This is a genomic window from Saccharopolyspora sp. 6M (assembly GCF_020176775.1).
Classification (GTDB): domain Bacteria; phylum Actinomycetota; class Actinomycetes; order Mycobacteriales; family Pseudonocardiaceae; genus Saccharopolyspora_C; species Saccharopolyspora_C gregorii.
Map to the genome: position 1 here is coordinate 1 of NZ_JAIUJZ010000083.1, position 26,516 is coordinate 26,516.

General features: G+C 73.2%; 27 protein-coding genes. 15 read left to right on the top strand and 12 right to left on the bottom strand.

The features are described 5' to 3' along the window. The 3 genes from LCD31_RS13110 to LCD31_RS13120 form a co-directional block, all read right to left on the bottom strand. The coding region (locus tag LCD31_RS13110) for a DUF397 domain-containing protein (protein ID WP_374201654.1) at positions 1-240 on the bottom strand (240 nt) is incomplete at its 3' end. Beyond that, positions 198-398 (bottom strand): DUF397 domain-containing protein, encoded by a 201-nt coding sequence (locus LCD31_RS13115; RefSeq protein WP_224958362.1) that lies wholly within the window; start codon positions 396-398, stop codon positions 198-200. The genes LCD31_RS13110 and LCD31_RS13115, both read right to left, overlap by 43 nt. A 21-nt stretch (positions 399-419) precedes the next feature. Next, positions 420-1,280: a helix-turn-helix transcriptional regulator gene (locus LCD31_RS13120; RefSeq protein ID WP_224958364.1), complete on the bottom strand. Its 861-nt coding sequence runs from the start codon at positions 1,278-1,280 to the stop codon at positions 420-422. 215 nt (positions 1,281-1,495) lie between these two features. On the opposite strand from LCD31_RS13120, the gene LCD31_RS13125 reads away from it, so the two are divergent. Next, entirely contained in the window at positions 1,496-1,726 is a 231-nt protein-coding gene (locus LCD31_RS13125; protein ID WP_224958365.1) for a zinc finger protein, read from the top strand. A 7-nt stretch (positions 1,727-1,733) separates the two neighbouring features. On the opposite strand, the gene LCD31_RS13130 is transcribed toward LCD31_RS13125, so the two are convergent. The 3 genes from LCD31_RS13130 to LCD31_RS13140 form a co-directional block, all read right to left on the bottom strand. Continuing rightward, the gene (locus LCD31_RS13130; RefSeq protein ID WP_224958417.1) at positions 1,734-2,915 is read right to left on the bottom strand and encodes an arginine deiminase; all 1,182 of its coding nucleotides are present in this window, start codon (positions 2,913-2,915) and stop codon (positions 1,734-1,736) included. 222 nt (positions 2,916-3,137) lie between these two features. After that, entirely contained in the window at positions 3,138-3,947 is an 810-nt protein-coding gene (locus tag LCD31_RS13135) for a CPBP family intramembrane glutamic endopeptidase (protein WP_224958366.1), read from the bottom strand. A 52-nt stretch (positions 3,948-3,999) separates the two neighbouring features. Continuing rightward, positions 4,000-4,779: a DUF2470 domain-containing protein gene (locus tag LCD31_RS13140; RefSeq protein WP_224958367.1), complete on the bottom strand. Its 780-nt coding sequence runs from the start codon at positions 4,777-4,779 to the stop codon at positions 4,000-4,002. A 396-nt stretch (positions 4,780-5,175) separates the two neighbouring features. Here LCD31_RS13140 and LCD31_RS13145 point away from each other — a divergent pair, with 396 nt between their 5' ends. From LCD31_RS13145 to LCD31_RS13175, 7 genes are all read left to right on the top strand, one after another. Further along, a complete protein-coding gene (locus LCD31_RS13145) occupies positions 5,176-6,042 on the top strand; it encodes a hypothetical protein (protein ID WP_224958368.1) in 867 nt (288 codons plus the stop codon). Continuing rightward, entirely contained in the window at positions 6,039-7,244 is a 1,206-nt protein-coding gene (locus LCD31_RS13150) for a fumarylacetoacetate hydrolase family protein (RefSeq protein ID WP_224958369.1), read from the top strand. The genes LCD31_RS13145 and LCD31_RS13150 overlap by 4 nt, the downstream gene beginning before the upstream one ends. A gap of 120 nt (positions 7,245-7,364) precedes the next feature. Beyond that, positions 7,365-8,018 (top strand): IclR family transcriptional regulator, encoded by a 654-nt coding sequence (locus LCD31_RS13155; protein WP_224958418.1) that lies wholly within the window; start codon positions 7,365-7,367, stop codon positions 8,016-8,018. Between the two features lie 202 nt (positions 8,019-8,220). Continuing rightward, a complete protein-coding gene (locus LCD31_RS13160; protein ID WP_224958370.1) occupies positions 8,221-9,726 on the top strand; it encodes a cytochrome ubiquinol oxidase subunit I in 1,506 nt (501 codons plus the stop codon). 67 nt (positions 9,727-9,793) lie between these two features. Beyond that, positions 9,794-10,801: a cytochrome d ubiquinol oxidase subunit II gene (cydB, locus tag LCD31_RS13165; RefSeq protein ID WP_224958371.1), complete on the top strand. Its 1,008-nt coding sequence runs from the start codon at positions 9,794-9,796 to the stop codon at positions 10,799-10,801. Continuing rightward, on the top strand, positions 10,798-14,214 hold the full coding sequence (cydD, locus tag LCD31_RS13170) for a thiol reductant ABC exporter subunit CydD (RefSeq protein WP_224958373.1): 3,417 nt from the start codon (positions 10,798-10,800) through the stop codon (positions 14,212-14,214). Before cydB ends, cydD begins: the two co-directional genes overlap by 4 nt. Positions 14,215-14,309: 95 nt before the next feature. Beyond that, complete coding sequence (locus tag LCD31_RS13175) at positions 14,310-15,449, top strand: GAF domain-containing sensor histidine kinase (protein WP_224958375.1); 1,140 nt, start codon at positions 14,310-14,312, stop codon at positions 15,447-15,449. Positions 15,450-15,682: 233 nt separating this feature from the next. Here the strand turns inward: LCD31_RS13175 and LCD31_RS13180 are convergent, their stop codons facing one another. Together LCD31_RS13180 and LCD31_RS13185 are read right to left on the bottom strand one after the other, a co-directional pair. Next, entirely contained in the window at positions 15,683-16,318 is a 636-nt protein-coding gene (locus LCD31_RS13180) for a response regulator transcription factor (RefSeq protein WP_224958377.1), read from the bottom strand. 70 nt (positions 16,319-16,388) lie between these two features. Beyond that, on the bottom strand, positions 16,389-16,916 hold the full coding sequence (locus LCD31_RS13185; RefSeq protein ID WP_224958379.1) for a DoxX family protein: 528 nt from the start codon (positions 16,914-16,916) through the stop codon (positions 16,389-16,391). 225 nt (positions 16,917-17,141) lie between these two features. Here LCD31_RS13185 and LCD31_RS13190 point away from each other — a divergent pair, with 225 nt between their 5' ends. After that, positions 17,142-17,636 (top strand): Hsp20/alpha crystallin family protein, encoded by a 495-nt coding sequence (locus LCD31_RS13190; protein ID WP_224958381.1) that lies wholly within the window; start codon positions 17,142-17,144, stop codon positions 17,634-17,636. A gap of 65 nt (positions 17,637-17,701) precedes the next feature. Here the strand turns inward: LCD31_RS13190 and LCD31_RS13195 are convergent, their stop codons facing one another. Further along, the gene (locus LCD31_RS13195) at positions 17,702-18,301 is read right to left on the bottom strand and encodes a macro domain-containing protein (protein WP_374201655.1); all 600 of its coding nucleotides are present in this window, start codon (positions 18,299-18,301) and stop codon (positions 17,702-17,704) included. 120 nt (positions 18,302-18,421) lie between these two features. Here LCD31_RS13195 and pheA point away from each other — a divergent pair, with 120 nt between their 5' ends. Further along, positions 18,422-19,345 (top strand): prephenate dehydratase, encoded by a 924-nt coding sequence (pheA, locus tag LCD31_RS13200; protein ID WP_224958386.1) that lies wholly within the window; start codon positions 18,422-18,424, stop codon positions 19,343-19,345. Further along, positions 19,342-19,983, top strand: a complete 642-nt coding sequence (locus LCD31_RS13205; protein ID WP_224958388.1) for a histidine phosphatase family protein — start codon at positions 19,342-19,344, stop codon at positions 19,981-19,983. The genes pheA and LCD31_RS13205 overlap by 4 nt, the downstream gene beginning before the upstream one ends. Positions 19,984-20,112: 129 nt before the next feature. On the opposite strand, the gene LCD31_RS13210 is transcribed toward LCD31_RS13205, so the two are convergent. Beyond that, complete coding sequence (locus LCD31_RS13210) at positions 20,113-20,463, bottom strand: metallopeptidase family protein (RefSeq protein ID WP_224958390.1); 351 nt, start codon at positions 20,461-20,463, stop codon at positions 20,113-20,115. A gap of 4 nt (positions 20,464-20,467) precedes the next feature. Beyond that, positions 20,468-21,469 carry a septum formation family protein gene (locus LCD31_RS13215; RefSeq protein ID WP_224958392.1) on the bottom strand — a complete coding sequence of 334 codons (1,002 nt, stop codon included), beginning with the start codon at positions 21,467-21,469 and terminating at the stop codon, positions 20,468-20,470. Between the two features lie 204 nt (positions 21,470-21,673). Here LCD31_RS13215 and LCD31_RS13220 point away from each other — a divergent pair, with 204 nt between their 5' ends. From LCD31_RS13220 to serS, 4 genes are all read left to right on the top strand, one after another. Next, the gene (locus LCD31_RS13220; RefSeq protein ID WP_224958394.1) at positions 21,674-22,309 is read left to right on the top strand and encodes a hypothetical protein; all 636 of its coding nucleotides are present in this window, start codon (positions 21,674-21,676) and stop codon (positions 22,307-22,309) included. A 4-nt stretch (positions 22,310-22,313) separates the two neighbouring features. After that, positions 22,314-23,480, top strand: coding sequence for a glutathionylspermidine synthase family protein (locus LCD31_RS13225; RefSeq protein WP_224958396.1), 1,167 nt, complete (start codon positions 22,314-22,316; stop codon positions 23,478-23,480). A gap of 106 nt (positions 23,481-23,586) precedes the next feature. Then, positions 23,587-24,474 carry a hypothetical protein gene (locus LCD31_RS13230; protein ID WP_224958398.1) on the top strand — a complete coding sequence of 296 codons (888 nt, stop codon included), beginning with the start codon at positions 23,587-23,589 and terminating at the stop codon, positions 24,472-24,474. 93 nt (positions 24,475-24,567) lie between these two features. Then, positions 24,568-25,833: a serine--tRNA ligase gene (serS, locus tag LCD31_RS13235; RefSeq protein WP_224958400.1), complete on the top strand. Its 1,266-nt coding sequence runs from the start codon at positions 24,568-24,570 to the stop codon at positions 25,831-25,833. Here serS and LCD31_RS13240 read toward each other — a convergent pair whose 3' ends face one another. Next, positions 25,834-26,469 (bottom strand): endonuclease, encoded by a 636-nt coding sequence (locus LCD31_RS13240; RefSeq protein ID WP_224958402.1) that lies wholly within the window; start codon positions 26,467-26,469, stop codon positions 25,834-25,836. Positions 26,470-26,516 lie beyond the last annotated feature (47 nt).

Consider the following 26,516-nt stretch of genomic DNA (forward strand, 5'->3'; position numbering starts at 1 on the left):
GAACGTGAGGGTGCCGCCGAGGCGGTCCTTGGTGTCGCGGACCCCGACGACGTCCTCGGCCACGGCGACCTCCACGCAGTAGGAGTTGCTGCTGCTGCGGCTCGACTTCCGCCAAGGGGGCCGATTGCGGGTGGCTGCTTCGCGCTCTGGCTGCATGGCCGGAACTCCAATCGGGCTCGACCGAGGTCCGGCTTCCGTCAGCGATCGGGCCGGTCGAGCGCGGTGAGGAAGGAGGTCCATCGTGCTCGGGTGAACGTGAGGGTGCCGCCGAGGCGGTCCTTGGTGTCGCGGACCCCGACGACGTCCTCGGCCACGGCGACCTCCACGCAGTGCGAGTTGTTGGCGCTGCGGCTCGACTTCCGCCAGCCGCTCGACGTGCTGATGTCGATCCGTTCCATGGATCTCACTATAGGAGCGGGTCAAAGCTCACTCGATGCCTTCTTGATCAATCGCAAGGAATCTTCCCTGCTCAGGGAATGCTCCGCTGCCGACGAAATGGCGATGCTGTACTCCCGCACCGACAGCGGATGGGACGTGAGCCTGGTCGAGGTCACGGTTTCCTGCCAGAGCATCGTGGGGAGCCGGCCGCTCGGGAAGTCCAGGAGCATGAAGGAAGAACCGCCGAGCGCGTCGCCGCCGGTCGCTTCGAACGGAATGATCCACACCTCGACGTGGTCCGGATGATCCTCGATGAGGTTCGCCAGGTGGTCGAGTTGGTTCCGGAGCGTAGAACGACCGCCGATCTGCTGGCGCAGCGAGGATTCGGTCATGATCGTTCGAATGCGTAGCGGATCTTCGCCGGTGAGGCGTCGTTGGCGCATCATGCGGCATTGGACCCGTCGATCGGCTTCGGCGAGCCGGACGTTGGGCGTGCCCGATTCGATGATCGCGCGGGCGTAGTCCTCGGTCTGGAGGAGTCCGTTCACGAGGCCGTTGTCGTAGGTGCAGAGGCTCTCCGCCCCGTGCTCCAGTCCGAACAGGCGGAGGAGTTCGTTGCTGAACAGCGCGCTGTAGCTCGTCCACCAGCCGCGTCGGCTGCCCTGGTCGCGGAGGTCGCGCAGCTCCTCCTGCTCCTCGGTGGTGAATTCGTAGGCGCCGAGCAGTGCTTCCATCTTGTCGGGGGAGAGGTTCTTCTTGCCCTTCTCCACTTCGGAGAGGAACGCGGGCGTGATGCCGACGCGCTTCGCGCCGTCCGCGCCGGGCAGCCCTTCGGCTTCGCGCTTCTCCCGGATCCGGCGGCCCAGCGCCCAGTTGGCGACGGTCGGTGAGTTCGGTGCCATGCGGAACCACCTCGTAGTCGATCACTCGATCAGGTTCAGGTCGAACAGGTCGCTAGCTAATTCGCTCGCGGAGCACTAGCTTCGTGTCAGACGGTGACGATAGGCCACTCCGAGTCACTGTCGGCGGCGGACTCGGCACCGGTACCTCCCCGACCCCGGAGCCGGGGCCGCCGCTCTTCCCGGGTGGGTTCCCGCAGCGATGAGAGGTGATCGGCGTGCTTGGTGGTGCTTCAGGACTCGTCGTCTACTGGCGCCCGATGGGCGGCGCTCGACACGCGTTCAGCCCGGATCGGCCGCCGCGGGAGGGGGAGTGGCGCAGCGCGCTGTGCGGCACCGGGGGCGAACTCGTCGAACCGTCCGATGTGGACTGGCTCGACCCGACCTGCCCCGAATGCGGGCGCCAGGCCCGAACCCTCCTCGACCTCCGCCGGAACCACCGGTCCTAGCGGGAGCTCACAGCTCGCCGCGGGTGATGGGGCAGGACATGCAGCGGGGGCCGCCGCGGCCGGTGCCGAGTTCGGAGCCGCTGATGCGCACGACCTCCACGCCGGCGGCCTCCAGGCGGGAGTTCGTCTCCACGTTGCGCTCGTAGGCGATGACGACGCCGGGGGCGAGGGCGAGGGTGTTGTTGCCGTCCTCCCACTGCTCGCGCTCCGCCGTCACCGGGTCCAGGCCGGTGTCGATGACGCGCAGCCGGTCGATGCCCATCGCGTGCGCCGCGGATTCCAGGAACGGTTCCGGGCCGGACACGGACACGCCGTCCTCGTGCGGGCGCAGCGAGTACGCGGTCAGCGAGTGCTGGATCGCCGGGTACATCACCACGGCGTCCTCGGCGACCATCGTGCACACCGTGTCCAGGTGGATCGACGCGCGCTGCTGGGTGATCGGCACCGCCAGCACCGTGTGCGCGAGGTCGTCGGCGAACATCGAGCGGGCGAAGGACTCCGCGCCTGCCGGGGTGGTGCGCTCGCCGACGCCGATCGCGACCACGCCCGGCGCCAGCAGCAGCACGTCCCCGCCCTCCACCGGCGCGGAGTGCGCGCCGTACGCGCGGCCGGAGCGGGAGAACCGCGGGTGGTAGGCGTAGATCAGGTCGGTGATCGCCGATTCGCGGCGGCGCGCGGGCATCGCGAGCGAGGCGACCGCGACGCGATCTCCCACCCACACCGAGGAATCGCGGGTGAACAGCAGGTTCGGCAGTGGGGTGAGCGCGAAGTCGTGCGGCAGGTGCATCCGGCGCACCAGCGAATCGCCTTCCGCGGCGGGGAGTTCCTCGAAGGTCATGCCCGCGATCAGCGCACCCGCCAGCGCCTTCTCGTCCACTGTGGACAGGTGGGAGCGGAGCACGTCGGCGATGTCGGTGCCGAGCTCGCGCTCGTCCACCGCGCTGTGCACCGCGGCGGCCCGCGCCCGCGGATCCGCGAGGGTCTCCACCAGCAGTTCGTGCAGCAGCACCACCTCGATGCCGCGGGAGCGCAACACCTCGGCGAACGCGTCGTGCTCGGCCTGCGCGCGGTCCACCCACGGGATCGCGTCGAACAGCAGCTGGTCGCTGTTGCGCGGGGTGAGCCGCTTGAGCTCGTCGCCCGGGCGGTGCAGCAGGACGGTGTGCAGCGGGCCGACCTCGCTGCGCACGTGCGGTTCGCTCGCGCGTGGGTTCACGTCATCGAGCCTAGCCGTCACGATCGAAAACAGGGCTGCCCGCGCGTGAAAAACATCGAACGTTGCGCTGAACGACCACCGGAAGGGCGATCCGTTGTCCACCGTCGACGACTCGGATCGACCCGCCGACCGCCGGGCGGACGGCCCGTTCGCCCGACCGGGCCGGACGGGTGGGCCGTTCGCCGGGCGGGGCCGTCAGGGGAGCCAGCCGACCTTCCCGCGCAGCGCCGCGTAACCGACGAACGCCACCACGTCGATCAGCGCGTGCCCGACCACCAGCGGCCACAACCGGTTCGCGCGCTGCCACACCCGGCCGAACACCAGGCCCATCACCACGTTCCCGACGAACCCGCCGAAGCCCTGGTACAGGTGGTAGCTGCCGCGCAGCACCGCCGACGCCCACAGCGAGCGGTTCTCCGACCAGCCCAGCTGCCGCAACCGGGTCAGCAGGTACGCCACCACCAGCGCCTCTTCGGCGAACGAGTTCCCGAACGCCGACAGCACCAGCACCGGCGCCCGCCACCACGCGTCGTCCAAAGTGGACGGTTGCACGGTGAGGCTCAGCCCGAGCGCGTGCGCCGTCAGGTACAACCCCAGCCCCGGCACGCCGATCAGCGCCGCCAGCCCCGCGCCGCCCAGCGCGTCCCGCCACGGCCGCGAGCGGTCCAGGCCGATCCGCGCCAGCGCGACCCCGCCGCGCCACAGCAGGAAGATCCCCAGCGCGCCCCAGGCGAACAGCCGCAGCACGTTCGCCAGCTGCTGCGCCAGGTCCAGCAGCCCGGCCTCCGCCTGCGGCGCGTTGATCGCCACCGCCTGGTCCGCCAGCGACTGCGGCTGGGACAGCGCGTCCAGCAGCGACAGCAGGCTCTGCAGGCCGGACATGCCCAGCGTCACCGCGAACACCACGACCAGCTCCACGCCGATCGCGCGGCGCTGCGCCGGATCGGCGAGCCGGGCCGGTTCCTCGGGGCGGGCCGGGACCAGCCACTCGCGCAAGGTGCTCACCTGCGGAACCGTACCCGCGCGGCGCGGCGGAACCCGCGCCGCCGCAACGGGATCAGGCCGAGCGCTGGCCAGCCAGGAACGGGCAGCCGACCAGGCGGCGCAGCTCCAGGCCCAGCGACTCCGCGGTCTCCACCGGCTCGGAGAACGCCAGCCGCACGTCGTGATCGCCGTCGGCCGACTCCACCCGCAGCCGCAGCCCGAACCGGTCCAGGCCCAGCGGGCGGATGTGCCCGCCGCGCAGGTCGTCCGGCAGGTGCCGCGCGAGCATGCCCACCACGTCCCGGTGGGCGCTCTCCAGGTGCCGCAGCCAGCCGTCCTCCAACATGCAGAACGGATCCGGGCGGGCGGCGGTGAACTCGGCGGCGGGCACCGAGCAGGTGCCCTCCGCGTCCGCCAGCACCAGCGACGCCGGTTCCAGCTTGAGCACCGAGGCGCCGTGGCCCGCGTCGAGCAGCCGGCTGTCCGGGCGCTGCTCGGCGACCGCCAGCACGTCCTCCCGGGCGTCGGTCCCGGTCAGGACGCGGATCTGGCCGGTCAGCCACAGCAGTCCGCGCACCGACTCGCGCAGCTGGACCGGGGTCGGGTCGGCCACCTCCAGCACCGCCGCGATCTCGGTCCGCGGCGCCTGCCACGCCGTCGCGACCAGCGGGTGGTCGTCGCCGAGCAGCACCGTGGCGGTGCCGTCCGGATGCACGTGGTGCAGCAGCGGTGCGATCCGGGCCGAACTCTCCCCGGAAGGCATCAACGCGGCCCTGCCACCTCGTCTAGCGATCGTTCGGGCCCGCTCCGCCGGGTTCGGCTTGGCCGGGCGACGTGTCGTCCTCTCGCGCACCGCTCACCTCCAACTTAGGTAAGCCTAACCCAGCAGGTCCGCAGGGGAAAGCCGCTGTCCGTCTTACCAGCTGATCGGCCCACCGCGGGGCTGTGCGCGGGAAGTTCCCACCGCCGCGCGGGGTTCTCCCGCGGTCCGGGACGGTGCCCGGCGCGGAACCGGAGGAGGGATCGGCGCGGTTCCCGACCGGCTGGTGGCGAGATCGATCCGCGCAGCGGAACGGCCGCGGGGCCACCCCGCGCAGCCGCCGCGAGATCACCCGAGTGGATCAACGGGGCCCGGCGGAGCCCGCCACCAGCAGTGATGATCCACCGAACGGCAGCAGGGGAAGACCGCCGGACGCCCGTTCCTCGGCCACCTTTGTTCACCGAACGGCGCGGCATTAGCGTGTCTGCCGTGTCAAGCGCTGTTGAGCTTCGCGCGCCGGGTCCGCGCGGCATCCCGCCACTGTTCGCCCGACTGGTCGACGACGCAGCGCTGTTCCCACCGGGCAGCGCGCAAGTCGACCACGCGGTCAACGCCCACCTCGCCGCCCGGACCGGTGAGTACTCGGGCGTGATGGGCCCGATGCTGTGCCAGGCCTCCCGGCTGGCCGAGCTCATCACCGAGCTCGCCAAGGCCAAGCCGGCCGAACCGGTCCCGCTGTCGCTGGTCTGCGACACCGGGCTCGGCGGAGTGCCCAAGGCGCTGTCCATCATCGAAGGGCGCCAGGAACTCCTGGCGCTGCGCATGGTCGAGATGCCCGCGCCCTCCGACGTCGACGACGTCTGGCTGGAACGCGTCTCCGAGTTCGTGCCCGAGGACGTCATCCGCGTCGTCGAACCCCGGCGCAGCCCCGAAGGCTGGCTGGACGGCATCAAGCGCGTCGCCGAGCACGGCTGCTGGCCGAAGCTGCGCACCGGCGGGCCCACCTCCGAATCGGTGCCGCCCGTCGACGTCGTCGCCGACTTCCTCGCCACCGTCAGCACGCTCAGCGTCCCGTTCAAGACCACCGCGGGCATGCAGACCGCCGTCCGCGGCGCCGACCCGGCGACCGGGTTCATGCAGCACGGCTTCCTCAACCTGCTCGTCGCCACCGCCCGCTGCCTGTCCGGCAAGGACGTGCGCGACGCGCTGGAGAGCGCCGACGGCGACGCCCTCGCCGCCGAAGCGGGCTCGTTGTCCGACGCGGCCGCGACCGCCGTGCGCGACGTGTTCGCCTCCTACGGCTCCTGCTCGCTGACCGACCCGGTGACCGACCTGGAAGGGCTGGGGCTGTTGTGACCTGGATCGAGGACCCCGAGTTCGCCGCCGACAAGCCGTTCGGACCGCAGACGCTCCCGTACGGGGTGCTGGTCACCGCGAGCGGACCGGTGGTGGCCGTGCGGGTCGGCAAGCACGCCTTGCCGCTGCGCGGTGTCGCGGACTCGCTGGGTCCTCGGTTGTCCGAACTGGTCGGCGCCCGCTCGCTCGACCCGCTGCTGGCCGCCGGGCGGGCGCGCTGGCGGGAACTGCGGGAGCGGCTCACCGAACTGGTCACCGCCGACCGCGCGCCCGCCGGCGCCGAACTGGTGCGCACCGACTGGCACACGATGGTGCTGCCGTTCACCGTCGCCGACTACGTGGACTTCTACTCCTCGCCGCACCACGCGCGGAACGTCAGCCGCATCCTGCGCCGCGGCGCGAGCGAACTGCCGGAGAACTGGACGCACCTGCCCGTCGGCTACCACGGCCGTGCCGGGACCGTCCGCGTCTCCGGAACCGACGTGCCGCGGCCCAGCGGGCAGCGGCGCACCACCGGCGACCGCAACCCCGCGTTCGGCCCCACCCGCAGGCTCGACTTCGAAGCCGAGGTCGGCTTCGTGTGCGGCGGGGAGACCGCGTCGCGGGTGCCGACGGAGGACTTCGCCGAGCACTGCTTCGGCGTGGCGCTGGTCAACGACTGGTCCGCGCGGGACCTGCAGCTGTGGGAATCGCAGCCGCTGGGCCCGTTCCTGGCGAAGTCGTTCGCGACGTCCATCGCCGGGTGGATCACGCCGCTGGAGGCCTTCGAGCACGCGCGCATCGCGCTGCCGGAACGGGAGCACGCCCTGCACGACTACCTCGCCGAGACCGAGCCGTGGGGGCTGGACCTGTCGCTGGAGGTGCGGTGCAACGACATCGTGCTGTCCCGGCCGCGGTTCGCCGACATGGCCTGGTCCCCGGCGCAGCAGCTCGCGCACTTGACCGTGAACGGGGCGACCGTGCGGCCCGGCGACCTGTTCGCCTCCGGCACCGTGTCCGGGCCGGCCAAGGAGGAGCGCGGCTGCCTGCTGGAGCTCACCTGGGGCGGCGCCGAACCGATCACGCTGGACGACGGGGAGCAGCGCACCTTCCTCCAGGACGGTGATCGGGTCACACTCGGGGGGACCGCGCCCGGACCGGACGGTTCGGTGATCGGCCTCAGCGAGGTGACGGGCACGGTGCTGTCCGCGACCTGGAGGTGACCGGTGGCCCGAACCCCCGACCCGGCGCGACCTCCCGATCCGGCCCCGCCGCGGGCGGCGCACCGGCCCGGTCCCGCTGACCCGGGACGCCGCGGCCCGGCTGGCGGCCACGGGCACCCGGTGGGCGGCGCGGCCAAGGACGCCCCCGCCAAGGAGACCTCGCTGACCCTGGAGCGCGGGCTCAACCTGCTGCAGGCCGTCGCCGAAGCCGACGGCGCCGCCCCCACCATCAGCGACCTCGCCGCCACCGTCGGCGTCAGCCGCGCCGCCGTGTACCGGTTGCTCGGCCCGCTGCAGGACCGGGGACTGGTGCGCCGGGAGGGCACCCGGGTGCGGCTGGGGCTCGGCGTGCTGCGCGTCGCCGGACGCGTGCTGCCGCAGCTGCGGTTCGCGGCGACGCCCGCGCTGCACGAGCTCGCCGAGCAGGTCGGCGCCACCGCGCACCTCACCGTCGCCGACGGCGGTGAGGCGCAGGCCGTCGCGGTCGCCGAACCGTCCTGGACCAGCCACCACGTGGCCTACCGGATCGGTTCCCGGCACCCCGTGCAGCGTGGTGCCGCTGGCCGGGCCGTGGACCTGCTCGCGGACGGGCCGCCGTGGGTGAGCAGCAGCGGCGAGCTGCACTGCGGCGGCTACGGCGTCGCCGCACCGGTGCTGGGCGTGCCCTCGCTGCGCGCCAGCGTCGGCGTCCTCGCGCTGGAACCCCTCGCCGTCGAGGAGGTCGGGCCGCTGGTCGCCGGTTCGGCCCGAGCGGTGGCCGAAGCGCTCCGCTGATCCCCGGGACCGCGCCGAGCGCCGCCGCGGCCCCGATCCGGGCGAGAGGGGTTCCGATCATGGGATCCGTCCGGTAGAAAAGATCACATCCCGCCGCGGCGACCCGGGACGAAAGTCCTGGTCGGACCCGGGACCTCCGTCCTGGCACGAGGGGGACGGCGGCCCCTGAAACCGGGGTGCCCGGCCCCGGCAGACTGGCCGCGTGGAACTCCTCGACATCGCCCGGTGGCAGTTCGGGATCACGACCGTCTACCACTTCCTGATGGTTCCGCTGACCATCGGGCTCTCCCTGCTGGTCGCGGGAATGCAGACGGCGTGGTGGCGCACCGGCAACGAGCGCTACCTGAAGATGACCCGCTTCTGGGGCAAGTTGATGATGATCAACTTCGCGATGGGCGTGGTCACCGGGATCGTCCAGGAGTTCCAGTTCGGCATGGCGTGGAGCGAGTACTCCCGCTTCGTCGGCGACGTGTTCGGCGCCCCGCTGGCGATGGAGGGCATCGTCGCGTTCTTCGTCGAATCGACCTTCCTCGGCCTGTGGATCTTCGGCTGGGACCGGTTGTCGAAGGGCGTGCACCTCGCCTGCGCCTGGGCGTTCTCGCTGGCCACGGTCGCCTCCGCCTACTTCATCCTCGCCGCGAACTCGTGGATGCAGCACCCGGTCGGCATCGAGGTCGTCGACGGGCGGCCGCGGTTGACCTCGATCTGGGCGGTGATGACCAACAACACCGTGCTCGCCGCGTTCCCGCACACCGTCTTCGGCTGCTTCGCCGTGGCCGGGTCGTTCCTCATCGGCATCGGCGCCTACAAGATCGTGCGGCACCACCGGAACTCGCCGCGCGACGACGAGGACCGGAAGCTCTGGCACACCTCGATGCGGCTCGGGGCCTGGGTCGGCGTGGTCGCCTTCGCCGGGCTCGCGATCTCCGGCGACGTGCAGGGCAAGCTGATGTTCGAGCAGCAGCCGATGAAGATGGCCTCCGCCGAGGCGCTCTGCCACACCGAGGAGCCCGCCAGCTTCTCGATCTTCGCCTACGGCGACGTGGGGCGGCAGAACTGCGAGGACGTCAAGAGCTTCACCGTGCCCTACATCCTCTCGTACCTGGCCAACGGCGACTTCACCAGCGAGGTCGAGGGCGTGCAGGCGCTGGTGCCGCAGTACCAGGCCGCCTACGGCACGAACTACCCCGACGACCCGCGGCTCGGTCAGTTCGCCGGGCAGCCCATCGACTACGTGCCGAACCTGCCCGCCACCTACTGGGGCTTCCGTTTCATGATCGGCTTCGGCGGGGTCGCCGCGCTCGGTGCCGTCGCCGTCCTCTGGTTCACCCGCGGTGGCCGCTTCCCGAAGGGCCGCTGGTGGGGGCCGCTGGCGGTGGCGAGCATCGCCACCCCGTTCCTCGGCAACGCGTTCGGCTGGATCTTCACCGAGCTCGGCAGGCAACCGTTCGTCGTCGCACCCAACCCGAACCCCTCCGGAGTGGACGGGGTGTGGATGTACACCGCGTCGGCCGTGTCCTCCGGGGTGACGCCGGGGGAGATGCTGACCTCGCTGATCGGCCTCACCACCGTGTACGGCGTGCTGGCCTGCGTCGAGATCTTCCTGATCGTCCGCTTCGTCAAGGGCGGCGTAGCCGCGACGATGCCCCACGAACCCTCCGACGACGACAAATCCGACGACGGCGAGACGCTGTCGTTCGCCTACTGAACTGAGAAGGCCACTGAGGTTCCGCTAGCCGACTCACCGAGCACATCAGCCACCAATGGAGAACGTGATGGACCTGCCCACCTTCTGGTTCGCCCTGATCGCCACGCTGTGGCTGGGCTACCTGTTCCTGGAGGGCTTCGACTTCGGCGTCGGCATGCTGCTGCCGGTCCTCGGCCGCGAGGAGCGCGAACGCCGGGTGCTGATCAACACGATCGGGCCGGTGTGGGACGGCAACGAGGTGTGGCTGATCGTCGCCGGCGGCGCCACCTTCGCCGCCTTCCCCGGCTGGTACGCCTCCCTGTTCAGCACCGCCTACCTGCCGCTGCTGCTCCTGCTGCTGGTGCTCATCGGGCGCGGCGTCGCCTTCGAGTACCGCGGCAAGGTCGACACCGCGCGGTGGCGGCGCACCTGGGACACCGTGATCGTGCTCGCCTCCTGGATCGCGCCGATGATGATCGGGCTGGTGCTGTCGGCGAGCGTGTTCGGCCTGCCGCTGGACGCCAACGGGGACCGCGTCGGCGGGCCGCTGGTGCTGCTGACGCTGCCGAACGTGGTGGGGGCGCTGGCGGTGTGGGGCTTCTCGTTCCTGCACGGCGCCGTGTTCCTGTCGCTCAAGACCGCGGGCGAGGTGCGGGAGCGGGCGCGGAAGTTCGCGCTGCGGCTCGGGCCGGTGCTGCTGCTGCCGGTGATCGCGCTGCTGCTCATCGCGCAGCTCACCCAGGGCGAGGCGTGGACGTGGGTGCCGCTGGGCATCGCGCTCGCCGCCGCCCTCGCGGCCCTCGCCCGGATGATCTCCTGGCGGGAGGGGCAGGCGTTCGCGCTGCAGGGCATCGCGCTCGCCGGCGTGGTCGTCACCCTGTTCGGGGCGCTGTGGCCGAACGTCATCCCCTCCACGCTCGACCCGGCGTTCTCGCTGTCCATCGCCGAGACCGCCTCCAGCCCCTACACGCTCACCGTCATCACCTGGGTCGCCGCGTTCGGCACCCCGGCCGTGCTGATCTACCAGGGCTGGACGTACTGGGTGTTCCGCAAGCGCATCGGCACCCACCACATCCCGCCGGTGCACGCGCCGTGAGCGGGCCGCTCGGCGCCCTGCCCCGGCTGTCCCGGTCGGCGCGGTGGGCGCTGCTCGTCGCCGGGCTGCTCGCCGCGGGCAACGCCGCCGCGCTGATCGTGCAGGCCTGGGCCCTGGCGAGCGCGCTCGCCGAGGTCGTCACCGCCGGGGTCGGTGCGGCCGCCGTCGCCGACCGGCTCGGCGTGCTCGCCGCGGCGATCGTGGCGCGCGCCGCGCTCGGCTGGGCCACCGAATCCGCCTCTGCCCGCGCCGCCGCCGGGGCGAAGGAGGAACTGCGGGCGCAGCTGCTCGACTCGGCGCTGCGGCGCGGCCCCGAGTGGATCCGCGGCCGCGGGCCGGTGGAGCTGACCTCGCTCGCCACCAAGGGGCTCGACGCGCTCGACGCGTTCTTCACCAAGTACCTGCCCGCGCTGGTCACCGCCGCGGTGGTACCGCTGCTCGCGGGTGCCTGGATCCTGTGGTCCGACCCGATCTCGGCGGTCGTCGTGCTCGGCACCGTGCCGCTGATCCCGCTGTTCGCGTGGCTCGTCGGCCGCTACACCGAGCAGCGCACCGCGCGCGCCACCGACGACACCCAGCGGCTGTCCGCGCAGCTGCACGAACTGGTGCGGGCGCTGCCGGTGCTCACCGCGTTCCGCCGGGCCGGCGCGCAGCGCGCCGTGGTCCGGAAGGTCGGGGACCAGCACCGGCGCAGCACCGTCGCCACGCTGCGCGTCGCGTTCCTGTCCGCGCTGGTGCTGGAGCTGTGCTCCTCGCTGTCGGTGGCGCTGGTCGCCGTCGGCATCGGGTTGCGGCTCGTGTCCGGGGAGCTGGACCTGGCGACCGGGCTGCTGGTGCTGGTGCTCGTCCCCGAGTGCTACCTGCCGCTGCGCGCCGCCGGGGCCGCGCACCACGCCAGCGAGGACGGCGTGGAAGCGGTGCGGCGCGCCGACGAGATCATCATGACCGACGCGCCCGCCAGCACCGGGGATCCCGTCGAGCTCGGCGCGGCGCGCGCGCTGCGGGTGCGGGACCTCGCCGTCGCCCGCCGCGGCCGGCACGCGCCCGACGGGCTCTCCTTCACCGCGATGCCCGGGGAGGTGCTGCGGCTCGACGGGTTCGACGGCATCGGGCCCAGCGGCAGCGGCAAGTCCACCACCTTCGGCGTGCTGCTCGGCTTCACCCGGCCCGAGCGCGGCACCCTCACCTACGCGGGCACCGACCTGCGCGACATCGACCCGGGAACCTGGCGCAGGCACCTCGCGTGGGTGCCGCAGCGGCCCGCGTTCACCGGCGGCACCGTCGCCGACGAACTCGAACTCGCCGTCGCCGACCAGCCCGCGGACACCCTCGACGCGCTCGACGACGCCCTCGCCGAAGCCGCCGCAGCGCACCTGCGGGACCGGCCCGTCGACGGGCTCTCCACCGGGGAGCGGCAGCGGGTCGCCGTCGCGCGCGCCCTGCTGCGGCTGCGCGGCGTCGCCCGGGTGCTGCTGCTCGACGAGCCCACCGCGCACCTCGACCCGGCTACCGCGCACCAGGTGGAGCGGGCGATCGAGCGCGCCGCCGAGCGCGGCGCCACCGTCGTGCTCGCCAGCCACCGCCCCGGCGCCGAACCCGCCGAACCCGAACTCGCGCCCGCCGACGGGCCCGCGGGCACCGTGCCCGGGCTGCCCGCCGCCCGCGGCACCCTCCGCGAGCTGATCACCCCGCGCACCCTCGCCGGGGTCGGGCTGGCCGCGCTGTCGCTGCTGTCCGGGCTGGCGCTCACCGCGACCTCCGCGTGGCTGATCGCCCGCGCCTCGCAGCAGCCGCCGATCCTCACCCTGTCCGTCGCCGTCGTCGGCGTGCGCACCTTCGCGCTGTCCAGGGCCGCCGTGCGCTACGTGGAACGGCTCGTCACGCACGACGCCGCGTTCCGCACCGCCGGGATGCTGCGGGAACGGTTGTGGGACGCGCTGGTGCGGCTCGGTCCGGCCCGCACCGCCGGACTGCGGCGCGGCGACGGCGTCGCGCGGCTCGTCGACGACCTCGAAGCGGTGCGCGACCTGGTGCCGCGGGTCGTGCTCCCGCCGCTGACCGCGGTGCTCGTCGCGCTCGCCGCCGTGGTGCTGCAAGCACTGGTGCTGCCGTCCGCCGGTGCGCTGCTGGCGGTGTCGCTGCTGGTCGCGGGAGCCGGTGGGGTCGCGGCGGCGCTCGCCGCGGAACGCCGCGCCAGCACCGCCGTCGCCGCGGGGCGCAGGCACGTCGCCGACCGGGTGCTCGCACTGCTCGACGGCGCCGCCGAACTGCTCGCCTTCGGCGCGCACACCGGGCGCCGCGCCGAACTCGCCGCCGCCGACGCCCGGCTCGCCGCCCGCGCCCGCCGCGCCGCGTTCGGCGCCGGGGCCGCCACCGCCGTCGGCACCCTCGCCGTGGGCGTCGCCGTGCTCGGCGGGGCGTGGCTCGGCGCGGTCGCCGTCGCCGCCGGGCGCCTCGCGCCGGAGCTCGCGCCGCTGCTGGCGCTGGTACCGCTCGCCGCCGCCGAGGCCGTCGCGCTGCTGCCGCCCGCCGCGCAGCAGTGGCGGAACCTGCGGGCCGCGCAGGACCGGTTGGCGCCGCTGCTCGCCGCCGGGGCCGCCGAACCGCGCGCGGCCGAATCCGGTGCGGCCGCCGATCCCCGAACCGCTTCGGGCACGGCCGCCGCTACCGGCGCTGCTACCGGGCCGGACGCGGCCGGACCGGGTGCGGGCGCCGAACCCGCCGCCGACTCCGCTGCTGCTGCCGAACCCGCCGCCGCCGAACCCGGGGCCGCCGCCCGCGCCACCGACGGGCGCATCGAACTGCGGGGCGTCGACGTGCGCTGGCCCGGCGCCGCCGAACCCGCGCTGCGCGACGTCGACCTGACCGTCCCGCCGGGAGCGCACGTCGCCGTCCTCGGCCCCTCGGGCAGCGGCAAGTCCACCCTGCTCGCGCTGCTGCTCGGCTTCCTGCCCGCCGAACGCGGGACCGCGCTGCTGCCGGACCGCGCCGCCTGGTGCCCGCAGGAACCGAACCTGGTGTCCACCACCGTCCGGGAGAACCTGCGGATGTCGGCGCCGCACGCCGACGACGAGCGGCTCGGCGCGGCGCTGCGGCTGGCCGGGCTCCCCGGCTGGGCGGATCGGCTCGGCGAGCACGTCGGCTCCGGCGGCACCGCGCTCTCCGGCGGTGAGGCGCAGCGCCTCGCGCTGGCCCGCGCCCTGCTCGCCGACGGCCCGCTGCTGCTCGACGAACCGACCGCGCACCTCGACGTGCCCACCTCCGCGGCCCTCCTGCGGCGGCTGCGCGACCAGGCCGACCGCACCGTGCTGCACGTGACGCACCGGCCCGCCGAAGCCGAGGCGGCCGACCTGGTGCTGCGCGTGCACGACGGCGCGGTCACCGTCCTGCGCGCCCCGGCGGCCGCCCGATGACCGCCGACCCGCGCGCGGCCGATCATCGGCCAGGTCACACCGCCCACCTGCTGCGCAGGTCAGGAGCGGACCGGAGGACTAGCCTCGTGCACGCCATGGATCCCGCACTCGCCCGGCGCATGCTGGCCGCCTCCACCGAGATCACCAAGGCCGCCCTGTCCGCCGAAGACCCGGACGTGGTGCTGCCGATGGTGGTGCGCCGCGCCGCCGCGCTCGCCGAAGCCGACCTCGGTCTCGTCATGGTCCGAGCCGACGACGGCAGGCTCACCGTCGAAGCCGCTTACCCGGCCGAGCCCGCGTCCTCCGGCGACCCGGTCGGTGCGGTGCTCTCCGCCCGCTCCGCCGCCGCCCGCGTCGCCCGCAGCGGGGTGCCCATCGTCGTCGACGACCTGATCGACGATCCGATGACCGCGCCGTACGTGCCGCCCTCGCTGCGGATCTACGGGCCGTTCGCGGTCGCCCCGTTCGGCACCCGGGAGCGCAGGCTCGGCGCGCTCGCGGTCTACCGGCGCCGCGGCGCCACCACGTTCACCCGGGTCGCGGTCGAGGTGCTCACCGGGTTCGCCGCCCAAGCCGGGCTGGCGCTGGTACTCGCCGAAGGCTCCACCGCTCGTGAGCGCATCGCGGTCTACCAGGAGCGGGAGCGCATCGCCCGCGACCTGCACGACGTCATCGTGCAGCGGCTCTACGCGGCCGGGATGCAGCTGGAGGTGCTGGACCGCAGGCTCGCCGGGCGCCTCGACCCGGCGGACTCCGAGCGGCTCACCGACACCATGGACCAGCTCGACCAGACCATCGCCGAGGTCCGCGCCACCGTGCGCACCCTGCGCTCCGCCGACCCGGAGACGCCCGCGCAGGCCCCCGACCTGGCCGACTCCATCCGTTCCGAGGTGCAGATCGCCGGCGAACTGCTCGGCAGGCCGCCGAAGCTGGAGATGGACGGCGATCTCGGCGGAGTGCCCGTCGCGCTCGCCGACCACCTGCGGGCCGCGCTGCGCGAAGCCCTCTCCAACGTCGTCCGGCACTCCGGGGCGCGCGCCGTGCTGGTGCGGGTGCGCTGCTCGGACCGGGCGATGCGGTTGCAGGTCGTCGACGACGGCTGCGGGATCCCGCGCGACGTCACCAAGCGCGGGCTGCGGCACCTGGAGGAGCGAGCGGCGGCCTCCGGCGGCCGCTGCGTCATCCACTCCTCACCCGACAGCGGAACCACGGTCACCTGGGAAGTCCCGCTCTGACCGCCAGCCCCGAACCCACGCCGCAGCTAGCGTCATTTTCCCGTCAGCGGCGAAGCCGCTGAGCCGCCGACCACCTGAGCAGCAGGACCACCCGCGGGTTCTCAGCTGGTTCCTCGCGAGGACAGCGTTTTCGCCTGTGGCGGAGCCACCGGTGAAAACGATCCCGCAGCGAGGAAGCAGCTGAGGTTCCGCCACCCGACCACTCCGCAAAACGAGCGGAAAGTCAAAGAACGTCAGCCCTGGCGGCGGGCTACCCAGGCGGCGGCTTGGGTGCGGCGCTCCATGCCGAGCTTCGCGAGGACCGCGGTGACGTAGTTCTTCACCGTCTTCTCCGCCAGGAACAGCCGTTCCGCGATCTGCCGGTTCGTGAGCCCTTCGCCGATCAGGTCGAGCACCCGGCGCTCCTGCTCGGTGAGCGCGTCCAGCTCGTCGGCGGGTTGCTCGGCGCCGCGCCGCATCCGCTCCAGCACCCGCGCGGTCGTCACCGGGTCCAGCAGCGAGCGGCCCGCCGCGACCTCGCGCACCGCGTTCACCAGGTCCCTGCCGCGCACCTGCTTGAGCAGGTACCCGGAGGCGCCGGCGTTGATCGCGCCGACCAGCGCCTGCTCGTCGTCGAAGGCGGTGAGCACCAGGCACTGCGGCGGGGTGGGCAGCGCCCGCAGCCTGCGGCACAGGTCCAGGCCGTCCCCGTCGGGCAGTCGCATGTCGACGACCGCGACGTCGGGTTCGGCGGCCTGCGCCCGGACGACCGCTTCGCCGACCCCGCCGGCCTCGGCGACGACGTCGAGGTCCGGCTCGGTGCTCAGCAGGTCCCGGAGGCCGCGACGGACCACCTCGTGGTCGTCGACGAGCAGCACGCGTACCGGCACGTCCTCACGCTACGACCGCATCACCCGGACGTGCAGGTAAGGGTCCCCTGACCGGCCACGGGGCCGGCGGTCAGCGCTGGGCCCTGCGCTTGGCCCTGCGGGCGACCTTCTTCGCGGCCTTCGCGTTGAGCTGGGTCTGCTCGGCCACGCGGGAGGCGCCGTGCTTGGCGCGGTAGGCGACGGACGGCTTGCCCTCGGTGTCCACGGCCGCGATCAGCAGGCCGCCGATGAGGCCGAGGTTCTTGAAGAAGTGGATCTGCTGCCCGGCGCGCTCCTGCGGGTCGTCGATCTCCCAGAAGGCGTGTCCGGCCAGCGTCGTCGGCACCAGGCTGCTCGCCAGCAGCACCGAGGAGAGCCGCGGAGCCTTGCCGAGCGCCAGCAGCACCCCGGCGCCGAGCTTCACAGCGCCGTCCAGCTTCACCAGCGTCACCGCGTCGGTCGGCACCTGCTCCGGCAGGGAGTCCTCGACCTTGCCGACCGTCTTGTCCAGGAAGGGCGCCGCGGCCTTGGAGTGTCCTTCGGCGTCCCGCAGGGCGTTGATGCCGCCGCTGATGAAGATCGCGGCGAGCAGCGGGCGGGCCAGGCGGCGGATCAGCATGGGTACCTCCTAGTTGGACGCGACCCCGACGGTACCGCGCCGAGCGGACGCCGCCCCGGCGTGGAATCGATCTTGCAACCGGAGCCGCCGGAAAGAGGTTCGCTGCGCCGGGAACAATCCGCAAAGTTGAGCCGTTGGCACTCATGCAACCGCAGTGACCGGGTATCCGGTTCGGGCTGGAACCGAGCCGGTGACGTCCCGGAGTCGACGAAGGAGTGATGAGTGATGGCTCTTGCCGTTCGTGGCTGGGACCAGTTCGCCGGCCTGGACCGGGAGTTCGACGCGTTGGTCCGCGGTGCTTTCCGCGGGCGCGGCGGCGCGGAGCAGCGGTACGCCCCGGCGGCCGACGTGCTGCGCGAGGGCTCCGACCTGGTGTTCCGGCTGGACCTGCCCGGCGTGGACGTCGAGGACGTGTCCGTCGAGGTCGCCGACGGCGCCCTCAAGATCAGCGGCAGCCGCACCGCCCGCACCGAGGTCCCCGCCGAGGACGCGGACGGGTCCGGGCCGAGCCGGGTGCTGGTGCGGGAGCTGCGCAGCGGTGCGTTCAGCCGCGGCTTCCGGCTGCCGAAGGGCGTGACCGGTGAGCAGGTCGAGGCCGACTACGACCGCGGCGTGCTCGAAGTCCGGGTCCGCGGTGCCCTGGAGCAGGCCGCCCCGACGAAGGTCGCGGTCCGCGACCGCGCGGCCAAGGAGGTCGGGGTCCCCGCCGAAGACCGGTGAGGCCCCGCGGCGAGCGCCTCGTCCGGCCGGTGGCCGGGTGGGGCGCTCGCTCGTGCGGTGGTGGGTCAGCCGTGGTCGGCGCGGGCGAAGGTCTCGTCCCAGGCGGCCGCGACCTGGTGCGCGCACAGCCGCGGGTCCACGCCGCCGACACCGGTGCCCAGCCCGGGCAGCGCGATGGTGCGCACCACGTCGCGCACCCGCATCCCGTTCTCCAGCACCCCGGCGGCCCACAGCCGCAGCACGGCCCGCGCGGCCAGGTAGGGGTGCACGGTGTCGGCGGGCAGCACTTCACCCGGTTGGCGCATCGTGGGGGAGCTGACCAGCCAGGCGGGGCAGGGCGAACCGGTGGGCACCAGCAGCGCCTCGCCGACGGGCAGTTCACCGCCGTGGTAGGCGAGCACGGCGCTGCGCACCGACTCCTCCACGTTCGGGAAGGCCCGCGAGTACAAGGCGTCCACCCCGCCGCGCATCCAGCCGTACGAGTTGGCCGGGCTCACCACCGCGTCCACCCGCAGGTCCAGCACGGATCCCTGGTGGACTTCGAGGTTGTCGCGGTCGGCGGCGACGGTTCGCCACGCTGCCGTCAGCGGCTCGTCCAAGGCGCAGAGGACCCCCCGCAGCTCCGGCTCCGCTCGGTCCGATGAGCGCTCCGAATCCGCGGTCACACTGACAGCATCGCAGGAACGGGCGACTGAATGTAATTGGGTAGGTCACACATCCGGGGAAAGATGATCACCGGTCCGGGTCTGAGTGGGACGTTCCACCCGGCCCGTAGGCTGGTGCCCGTGCCGCACATCGCCTACCTGGGGCCGCCCGGAACCTTCACCGAACAGGCGACCAGGATCCTCACCGAAGGCTTCGACGCCGAGCTGCTGCCCTACGAGTCCGTGCCGCAGGCGCTCGCCGCCCTCCGCGCGGGCGACGTCCTCGCCGCGGGCGTGCCGGTGGAGAACTCGGTCGAGGGATCGGTGCCCGCCACGCTGGACGCGCTGGCCGGTGGTGATCCGCTGATCGCGGTCAGCGAGGCGACCGTGTCGGTGCAGTTCGACGTGCTGGTGCGCGCGGGTGTCACCGCCGACCAGGTGCGCACCGTCGCCAGCCACCCGCACGCGATCGCGCAGGTCCGCGGCTGGCTCGCGGCGAACCTGCCGGACGCCGACGTGCGGATGGCGTCGTCCACCGCGGCCGCCGTGGAGCAGGTCGCCGCGGGGGAGCTGGATGCGGCGGTCGCCTCCCCGCTGGCGGTGGAGCTGTTCGACGGGCTGCACGTCCTCGCCAGGGGCGTCGCCGACAACGCCGACGCGGTCACCCGGTTCCTGCTGCTGCGCAGGCCCGGACCGCTGCCCGACCCGACCGGCGCGGACCGCACCTCGATCGCCGCGGTGATCGCCCACGAGCCGGGCACGCTCACCGAGATGCTGCTGGAGCTGTCGCTGCGCGGCATCAACCTGAGCCGCATCGAGTCCCGCCCGATCAAGGACCGGATCGGCGAGTACCGCTTCTTCCTGGACCTGGACGGGCACGTCGCGGACGCCCGCGTCGGGGACGCGCTCAGCGGCCTGCACCGCAGGTGCAGCGAGGTGCGGTTCCTCGGTTCCTACCCGAAGGCCGACCACTCGCCTGCCAGCGTCCCCACCCCGGTGTCGGAGCAGGCGTTCCAGGCGTCCGCCCGCTGGCTGGCCCGCGTGCGCGAAGGAGGCGCCTCATGACCCCGGTGCTGCGTGCGCCCGCCGACGGGCTCCGGCTCGTGCTGGTGCGCCACGGGCAGACCCCGTCGAACGTGGCGGGCCTGCTGGACACGCTGCCGCCCGGCCCCGGGCTCACCGAGCAGGGCAGGCGGCAGGCAGCGGACCTGGCGGAGCGCCTCGGCACCGAGAAGGTGCTGTCGGTGCACGCCAGCCGCGCGCTGCGCGCCCAGGAGACGGCGCTGCCGACGGCGACCCGGCACGGGCTCGACGTGCGGATCGCCGACGGCACCCACGAGATCTTCGTCGGCGACCTCGAAGGCCGCGGCGACCTCGACGCCCGCGAGCGGTTCGACGAGATCTACGACGGGTGGCACCACGGCGAGGACCGGTCGATGCCCGGCGGGGAGACCGGCACGCAGGCGCTCACCCGGTTCTTCGCCTCCGCCCAGCCGGTGCTGGACGAGGTCACGACCGGCGCGGTGGTGCTGGTCAGCCACGGCGCGATGGTGCGGCTGGTGGCGGCCCGGCTGGCGCCCGAGGTGGAGCCGCGGCGCTCCAGCGCGGCCTACCTGCCGAACACCGGGATCATCGTGCTGGAGGCCGACTCGGCCTCGCCGACGGGTTGGCGCTGCGCCCAATGGGACGACCTGCCGGACTGACCCGCCTGCCTTTCCGCTTCTGTTGCGTCGTGCTCGGGTGGCGTACGTGGTCGGCGGCTCCGCGGCTCCGCCGCCGACACGAAACGGACCCGGCCCGCCGGGCAGGGTTCGAAACCAGGTAGTCGGCGGTCAGCCCCAGCCGAGGGAGTGCAGGGTGTCCTCGTCGACCCCGAAGTGGTGCGCGATCTCGTGGACCACGGTGATCGCCACCTCGTCGACGACCTCGTCCTCCGAGTCGCACATCTCCAGCAGCGGTTCCCGGTAGATCGAGATCCGGTCCGGCAGCACGCCCGCGTAGGTGCTGTCCCGCTCGGTCAGCGCCACCCCGAAGTACAGGCCGAGCAGCGTCGGGTCCTCCTCGTTGTGGTCCTCGACGAGCACCACCACGTTGTTCATCGCGGTCGCGAACTGCTCGGGCACGAGGTCGAGCGCGTCGGCGACGAGTTCGTCGAACCGGGCCCGGGTCATCTCCACCGGCACCGGCTCAGCGCTCCCCGGAGGCGGGGACGCCGGGCTGGATGGGGGCGGTGTTCTGCGGCGCCGGTTCCGCGCCGACCTGCACGTCGCCCTTGACGCTGCCGGTGATCGGCGCGAGCCCGCTGCCGTCCGGCAGCTGCGCGCTGACCTTGCAGTTGACCTGCCGCGACCCGGCGTTCCAGCTCTCCTCGGAGAGCGTGTCCCAGTAGGGGACGAGCTTCTTGTCCTGCACCGCGGTCGGGCTGCCCGCGTACTCGGCGGCGAGCTCGCCGCAGCGGGTGGCGAGGAACCCGTCCTGGTCGTCTTCGGCCGGGTAGTCGGCGGGGAACTGCTGGCCGAGGTCGACGACGCCGGTGACCTCCACCGAGTGCGGCTGCGCGCAGTCCACCGGGTCCCACACCTCGGTGCCGTTGATGCCGAGGCAGCGGCCCACCTCGTAGGTGTTGGACTGGTCCTGCTCGGCGACCTTGCCCTTGATCGCGAACAGCTCCCCGGACGGGCCGGGCTGCTGGAGGCCGCAGTGCAGCATCCGGTCCCCGGAACCCCAGCCCTTCTCGCTGGGCGTGAACGCGCCGACGGAGAACCGGCCTTCCGGGTCGAGCCTGCCGCGCAGGTACTGCGCCGAGACGGCGGTGCAGCGCTCCTGCTTGAGCTGCTGCCACTGCTCCGCGGACGGGTACGGCGCGGTGCCCGCGAAGTCGGCCTTGAGATCAGCCTTGCCGGTGACCTCGAACAGGTGGCGCTCGCGGCACTTGACCTGCCGGATGTCCGCCGCGTCCGCTTCCGTCCAGTGCAGGCAGGTGCCGGCCTCGGCCTCGAACACCGGCGGGGTGGCGGGTGCGGCGCCTTCGCGGCCGGGCCCGCCGATGCCGGAGCCGCCCTGGCCGGGCGTGTTCAGCAGCGCGCTGATCAGCAGGACCAGTGCCCCGCCGATGGCGGCGGCGATCATCACCAGCCGGGTGTTGGGCTTCTTCCGGCGGTGCTTCTGGGGATCGCTGCGCTCGGCCATCGATCACATCATGCCTGGCGCACGGGACCCGTGCCCAAACGCTCACGCATCGAGTTGAAACCGATTCGTGTCCCCGCGCGTCCTACCGAGGCGTACCCGGCGCGGGTGCGCGATGGGTAGTGTTGCCGCTGGGAGTGGGCGATGACGGAAGATGGCAGACCATTGGCAGACCAGGACGGGCCGGACCGCAGAGACCAGCCGCCCATGGGCGGGGCTGACGATGTGACGCGGCCGAACGAGGTGCAGCAACCGGGTGAGCAGGGGGCTCGCGGCCGGATGCGCTTCCAGGACGAATCGACGACCCCGCGGGAACCGACGCTCGCCGAGAAGCGAGCCCGGATCGCGGCGGAGAAGCGCCAGGAGGAGCAGGCGCAGGCCGAGCTCGCCGAGCAGGAGCGCAAGACGCAGACCAGGCGGCGCGTGATGGTCGGCGGCGGGGTCACCGTCGGCGTGGTCGCGCTGGTCGCCGCGTTCTACTCGGGTTCCGCGTACAGCCAGGAGCAGACCGCGGTGCAGGAGTACTGCGCCACGGGTCAGGGCCAGACGACGGTCCAGGACCCGAACATGTGCGACGAGAACTACGTGCAGAGCCACGGCGGGTACCACAGCGGCGGCATGTTCTTCATGCCGATCTTCCTGCCCGGTGGCGGCATCGGTGGGTACAACTCCTACCGGTACGGCTACACCCAGCCCGGCACCGCGGCCCCGCCGGTGGGCCAGCCGGTGTCGAGCCCCAACTTCACCAAGCCCGCCGACGCGAACATCAAGAACACCAAGGGCCAGACGGTGCAGCGCGGCGGTTTCGGGATCAGCAACAAGAGCGGCAGCAGCGGGAGCTGAACGAGTGCGGCGGAGGACAACCGGGCGCAGGCCGGACTGGCAGCGCAAGGTCGAGGAACTGGGTCTCGTGTTCGGCACCCCGGCGCGGGCGGCCGACGGCTCGCAGCGGCCGTACTGGGACGAGGGCGTGCACTACGAGTTCAGCTTGGACGAGGTGCTCTCCCTGGAGGCCGACGTCGAGCTGCTCCAGTCGATGTGCCTGGACGCGGTGGACCACGTGGTCACCACCGAGCGCTACCGGGACTTCGGCATCCCCGAGTGGGTGTGGCCGCACATCGCCGAGTCGTGGAAGCGGAACGATCCGCACCTCTACGGCCGGTTCGACCTGCGCTACGACGGCTCCGGTCCGGCGAAGCTGCTGGAGTACAACGCCGACACGCCGACCTCGTTGCTGGAAGCGGCGGTCGTGCAGTGGAACTGGCTGACCGAGTGCCACGAGGGCGACGACCAGTGGAACTCGATCCACGAGAAGCTGGTCGAGCGCTGGGGCGAGATCGCCGACCAGCTCGCCACCCGCGAGGTCCACTTCACCTGGTCCGGCTCGGACACCAGCGGCGAGGACAACATCACCTCCGCCTACCTGCAGGAGACCGCGGCCGAGGCGGGCATGGACACCGTCGGCCTGGTGATCGAGGAGATCGGCTGGGAGCCGCTGCTGGAGCGCTTCGTCGACCTCGAAGAGGCGCCGATGAACTCCGTCGTCAAGATCTACCCCTGGGAGTGGATGGTCGACGACGACTTCGGCAAGCACGCGGTGCACACGCTGCCCGCGACGCAGTGGATCGAACCGCTGTGGAAGATGCTGCTGTCCAACAAGGCGCTGCTGGCCGTGCTGTGGGAGATGTACCCCGGGCACCCGAACCTGCTGCCGACGTTCCTGGACCAGCCCGGCATGCTCACCGAGTACGTGCGCAAGCCGCGGCTCGGCCGGGAGGGCAACAACATCACCGTGGTCGCGCCCGGCTGGGAGACCGAGACCGGCGGCTTCTACGGCGAAGAGGGCTACGTCTACCAGGCGTTCGACCCGCTGCCTGAGTTCGACGGGATGCGGCCCGCGCTGGGCGCCTGGGTCGTCGGCGACTCCGCCGCGGGACTCGGCATCCGGGAGACCGCGGGCCTGATCACCGACGACGGCGCCGCGTTCGTCCCGCACCGCATCCCCGGCTCCTGACCTGGCCCGCCGACCGGGCGTGACCTCGTGACCTGTGCTTTCGTGGGGAAACGGGGTGGGGGCGGCGCGCCTCCGCGAGCCCGGTTCGACACGGCGGGGTGGGCGCATGCCGTACAGCCAGGCGGGGAACGACGACGAGGACCGCGAAGCGGTCGAGCAGCACCGCGCGGAGCAGCAGGCCGCTGAGCGGCCGGGCGAGGTCGAGCCCGACGTGCTGCTCGACGTACCGGCCCTGCGGGTGGAGGAGCTCCACCTGGAGGTCGAGGACCTGCGGGCCCAGGTGTCGCTGCAGGCGGAGATCCGCGACCTGCTGCGCCTGAGCGTGGGTGCGGACGTGTCGCTGGGGCGGGCGGACCTGGAGCTCAAGGGCGTCGAGGCGCAGGCGTTCCTCAAGGTCCGCCTCGACCACGTCGCCGAGATCATCGAGCGGGTGCTCACCTCCATCGACCGCAACCCGGAGATCGTGCTGGGGCTGACGCGGGAAGCCCGCGGGGTGCTGCGGGACGCGGGCGTCGACGACGCGCTGCGCGGCGGGGTCGGTGAGCCCGGCGAGGCCGCCGCGCGGTCGGTGCAGGCGGGCAGCGAGGTCGTGTCCGACGCGGCGACCGCCGCGGAGCAGGCCGGTCCGGCGGCGACCGGGGAGGCGGACCCCGCGGGACCGGCCGACCGCCCCGCGGGCGCACCGACGGACCGCTCCGCCGAATCCGCCGACCGCCCCGCCGAACCCGGCGACCGCCCCGCCGAACCCGGCGACCGCCCTGCCGAACCCGCCGCCGAGCGGCCGGAGCCCGCCGACGCCGACGCCCCCGGGCAGCCCGCCGCCGTGGCCGAGGAACCCGCTCCGGCGACCGACGAGCAGGCCGCTGACCAGCGACCCCCGCGCCGCCCCGCCGAGACCGCGCGCCGGGCGCGCTACCGCTCGGCGACCGGGCGCAGGCTCGGCGACCCCGTCCGCCGGGACCGGCCCCGGCAGCGGCGCCGCCACGAGCGCTGACGCCCCGACCGGCCACCCGGATGACCTGGACGGGCCGCGGGCACCGCCCCCGCGACGGCACCGGAGGGAGCCGACCGGCTAGGCTCACCTGCTGTGATCGACCTCAAGACGCTTCGCGATGACCCGGAGGCCGTGCGCGCCTCGCAGCGCGCCCGAGGTGAGGACGCGTCCCTCGTGGACGCGCTGCTCGCCGCCGACGAGCGTCGCAGGTCCGCGGTGTCCCGAGCCGACACGCTGCGCGCCGAGCAGAAGCAGCTCGGCAAGCAGGTCGGCAAGGCCAAGGGCGAGGAGCGCGACGAGCTGCTGGCCCGCGCCAAGGACCTCTCCGCCCAGGTCAAGCAGGCCGAGGCCGAGCAGACCGAGTCCGACGCCGAGCTGCTGCGCACCCAGAAGAAGGTCTCGAACATCGTCGAGCCCGAAACCCCGCCCGGCGGCGAGGACGACTTCGTGGTGCTCAAGCACGTCGGCACCCCGCACGAGTTCGACTTCGAGGTCCGGGACCACCTGGACCTCGGCCTGGGGCTGCGCGCGTTCGACATGGAGCGCGGCGCGAAGGTCGCGGGCGCCCGGTTCTACTTCCTCACCGGCATCGGCGCCCAGCTGGAGCTGGCGCTGCTGAACATGGCCGCCGCCCAGGCCACCGCCGCCGGGTTCACCCTGGTCGTGCCGCCGGTGCTGGTCCGCCCGGAGATCATGGAGGGCACCGGCTTCCTCGGTTCCCACTCCACCGAGGTGTACCGGCTGGAGGAGGACGACGCGTACCTGGTCGGCACCTCCGAGGTCCCGCTCGCGGGCTACCACTCGGGCGAGATCCTCGACCTCGCCGCCGGTCCGCTGCGCTACGCGGGCTGGTCCACCTGCTTCCGCCGCGAAGCGGGCTCCTACGGCAAGGACACCCGCGGCATCATCCGCGTGCACCAGTTCAACAAGCTGGAGATGTTCGTCTACTGCCGCGAGGAGGAGGCCCGCGCCGAGCACGAGCGGCTGCTCGCGTGGGAGGAGGAGATGCTCGCCAAGATCGAGGTGCCGTACCGGGTGATCGACACCGCGGCCGGCGACCTCGGGGCGAGCGCGGCCCGGAAGTTCGACTGCGAGGCGTGGATCCCGTCGCAGCAGGCCTACCGCGAGCTGACCTCCACCTCGAACTGCACCACGTTCCAGGCGCGGCGGCTCAACACCCGCTACCGGGAGGCCGACGGCCCGAACGCCATCGCCTCCACGCTCAACGGCACGCTCGCCACCACCCGGTGGATCGTGGCCATCCTGGAGAACCACCAGCGGCCGGACGGTTCCGTGGTGGTGCCCGCGGCGCTGCGGCCGTTCCTCGGTGGCCGGGAAGTGCTCGAACCGGTCGCCTGATCAGGCCGACGCGGTGATCTCCTGGAGGAGGCCCTTCTCCAGCGTGATGCGCACCAGGGCGGCGGAGAAGCGGGCGTGGTCGTCCGCGGGCACCAGCTCGCCCAGCCGGTGCGCGTCCGCGGGCAACCCGGCCTTCTCGGCGCCGGAGAGCGCCTTCGCGTCGAAGTGGGGGCGCAGCTCCGGCCACACCGCCTGCGCCTCCCGGCAGAAGATGTGCGCGCCGACCGGGCCGAGGCTCGGCACCTCGCGCAGCAGCCGCTGCACCTCCGCCGGGTCCCCGTCCGCAGCGGCCCGCAACCGGCGCAGGTCGCCCCGGTAGCGGTCCAGCACCAGCTCGGCGCCGCGGCCGAGCGCCGTGGCCGTGCTCTCGTCGTAGCGCACGTAGTGCCCGCGGCCCAGCGCGTCCACCCGCTGCTGCCACGTCGAGTCCCGCATCCGCTCCGCGGTGGGGAACTCGCCGAGCTCCCGGGCCGCGGCCACCGCGATCTCGGCCTTGATCCGGGTGGACAGCAGCACCGACAGCACCAGCAACCGGTACAGCGGGGACGGCTTGTCGGCGAGCGCTATGCCCGCCTGCTCCGCGTAGGTGGTGCCCGCTTCGCGCACCAGCGCGCGGGCGGTGGACCGTTCGGACATGTCGGCACCTCCTCCGCCCGGCCTACCCGGGCGTGCCCGCGCCCACA

What these genes read in the sequence shown, in the direction of transcription:
- LCD31_RS13115 (WP_224958362.1), bottom strand. Translation starts at nt 398, where the DNA reads ATGGAACGGATCGACATCAGCACGTCGAGCGGCTGGCGGAAGTCGAGC.
- LCD31_RS13120 (WP_224958364.1), bottom strand. Translation starts at nt 1,280, where the DNA reads ATGGCACCGAACTCACCGACCGTCGCCAACTGGGCGCTGGGCCGCCGG.
- cydB (WP_224958371.1), top strand. Translation starts at nt 9,794, where the DNA reads ATGGACCTGCCCACCTTCTGGTTCGCCCTGATCGCCACGCTGTGGCTG.
- LCD31_RS13175 (WP_224958375.1), top strand. Translation starts at nt 14,310, where the DNA reads ATGGATCCCGCACTCGCCCGGCGCATGCTGGCCGCCTCCACCGAGATC.
- LCD31_RS13185 (WP_224958379.1), bottom strand. Translation starts at nt 16,916, where the DNA reads ATGCTGATCCGCCGCCTGGCCCGCCCGCTGCTCGCCGCGATCTTCATC.
- LCD31_RS13190 (WP_224958381.1), top strand. Translation starts at nt 17,142, where the DNA reads ATGGCTCTTGCCGTTCGTGGCTGGGACCAGTTCGCCGGCCTGGACCGG.
- LCD31_RS13205 (WP_224958388.1), top strand. Translation starts at nt 19,342, where the DNA reads ATGACCCCGGTGCTGCGTGCGCCCGCCGACGGGCTCCGGCTCGTGCTG.
- LCD31_RS13215 (WP_224958392.1), bottom strand. Translation starts at nt 21,469, where the DNA reads ATGGCCGAGCGCAGCGATCCCCAGAAGCACCGCCGGAAGAAGCCCAAC.
- LCD31_RS13220 (WP_224958394.1), top strand. Translation starts at nt 21,674, where the DNA reads ATGGGCGGGGCTGACGATGTGACGCGGCCGAACGAGGTGCAGCAACCG.
- LCD31_RS13230 (WP_224958398.1), top strand. Translation starts at nt 23,587, where the DNA reads ATGCCGTACAGCCAGGCGGGGAACGACGACGAGGACCGCGAAGCGGTC.
- LCD31_RS13240 (WP_224958402.1), bottom strand. Translation starts at nt 26,469, where the DNA reads ATGTCCGAACGGTCCACCGCCCGCGCGCTGGTGCGCGAAGCGGGCACC.